This is a genomic window from Bacteroides sp. HMSC067B03 (genome assembly GCF_001811315.1).
In the GTDB taxonomy this organism is placed as follows: Bacteria; Bacteroidota; Bacteroidia; order Bacteroidales; family Bacteroidaceae; genus Bacteroides; species Bacteroides faecis.
Genome location: NZ_KV804441.1, coordinates 1 through 1,496, shown reverse-complemented (window position 1 = coordinate 1,496; position 1,496 = coordinate 1). Strand labels below are relative to the sequence as shown.

The following is a 1,496-nucleotide window of genomic DNA, read 5'->3' as shown; positions in this document are numbered from 1 at the left end:
GCCAGTATAAAGAACAGCAAACAAAATTATGAAACATTGCTTCTTAAATCCATTTCGTAGCCAACTGTTAGGACTATTTTTCAGTATTAATTCATTAATCATTTTTTTATGAAAAAAGAGTTTACATTACGCTTAGACGATGCTGCCTGTGCAGAGTTAGAAAATCTAAAAAAATTATCTGGTGAAAAAACAGATGCTAAAGCTATTAGATTTGCTATTCAGAATTATGCAACTTTGAATGATAGGTATATTGAAACACAACGGCAAATAAGAACGTGGAAAGATAAATATGCAGCGTTAAATAAAGCTGTTGATGATTACTTGTCTTCTTTTGAAGCATTGAAGAAAACTACAGATTGATAGTCAATTATTAGAAATGTGAAAGGATTAATTTATGATTGGAGTAGAGAAGAAAATTTTCAGATTATCTAGTTCTGTGTTAAATCGTACTTTTAAGCAGGAAAAGAGTATTTTTTGTATACTTGAATTTAACGGTTCAGAAATGAATGTGCATGAAATAATAGACCGTATGGAGTCTGTTGGATATATAACTCCTAATGACTTTATAATTAAGCAGCGAGAAAGAACTTAGGAATCTTAGTAAAGGAGTAAAATTAAGATAATGATATGAAAAAAAGAAAATTTGAAATGAGAAAAGATATTTGCAGAGGTATCTGGTATTCTGTTAGGGTACTTCTGCAATTTGACAATAAGCATGATGCAAAGAAATTAATTCATTGTGCCGGATTGACTAAAAGTAACTGTTTGGAACTGGAATCAGATTTTGGTTTAGTCTGTCAAAAAACATTAGATTTTATTGATTATGCCTTTGAGGAAGATGGTGTAGATAACTGTAGTAAGTGTAAGCATTACTATATTCAGCATGATAATTGTACTATGCAATGTCATTGGTTAGGGAAGCGAATCACACCGAGAAAGAAACCTTGTAAGCATTATGAAGTAAGAGAAAATAGTGATGGGAAAGCAATTCAATAATGGAATATGGTCTGCCGTTCAGTTTCTTGTTTGTTCACACAATGAAACTGAACTGGCTAAACAGGTAATAGAAGAATCAGGCTTGACAAAGAAAGATTGCCTGAAATCCCAGATGGAATCAGATTTTGAATCTGAAACCATGTTGGAGTTCATCAACTCTGTTTTCCCTGTCGTTGATGATAAGCACTGTAGCCAGTGCAAGCATTATGAAATTTGTACGAACTTCACTATGTACTGTCGTATGCTTCAAAAGCGAATCACAGCGAGAAAGAAACCTTGTAAGCATTATAAAATGAGAAATGGTGTATGAAAGTAATATTTGTAATTAATACTTTTCTGTTTAGAATGAGGGTAAAAGCAAATTGGAATTTACCGCATCTTCCAAGAATAGGTGAGCGGATTTCACCTCATGTAATAATGTTTCAGGAAGAATTTACCTATCATAATGTATTAAAATATCTAACAGATGAAGCCAAAAATGATTTTAATAAATTCAATGA

The 1,496-nt window shown here is 32.0% G+C and carries 4 protein-coding genes and 1 pseudogene; all 5 read left to right on the top strand.

The window, feature by feature from the left end; translation table 11 throughout:
* The first annotated feature begins 108 nt into the window (after positions 1–108).
* Entirely contained in the window at positions 109–360 is a 252-nt protein-coding gene (locus HMPREF2794_RS21650) for a hypothetical protein (RefSeq protein ID WP_004295365.1), read from the top strand.
* Between the two features lie 34 nt (positions 361–394).
* On the top strand, positions 395–592 hold the full coding sequence (locus HMPREF2794_RS21645) for a hypothetical protein (protein ID WP_005647287.1): 198 nt from the start codon (positions 395–397) through the stop codon (positions 590–592).
* 35 nt (positions 593–627) lie between these two features.
* Positions 628–996 carry a hypothetical protein gene (locus HMPREF2794_RS21640; protein ID WP_007856501.1) on the top strand — a complete coding sequence of 123 codons (369 nt, stop codon included), beginning with the start codon at positions 628–630 and terminating at the stop codon, positions 994–996.
* Positions 977–1,306 (top strand): hypothetical protein, encoded by a 330-nt coding sequence (locus HMPREF2794_RS21635; protein ID WP_005647283.1) that lies wholly within the window; start codon positions 977–979, stop codon positions 1,304–1,306. The genes HMPREF2794_RS21640 and HMPREF2794_RS21635 overlap by 20 nt, the downstream gene beginning before the upstream one ends.
* Positions 1,303–1,496: pseudogene (locus HMPREF2794_RS29330) on the top strand (hypothetical protein); the annotation flags it as partial. The gene HMPREF2794_RS21635 and the pseudogene HMPREF2794_RS29330, both read left to right, overlap by 4 nt.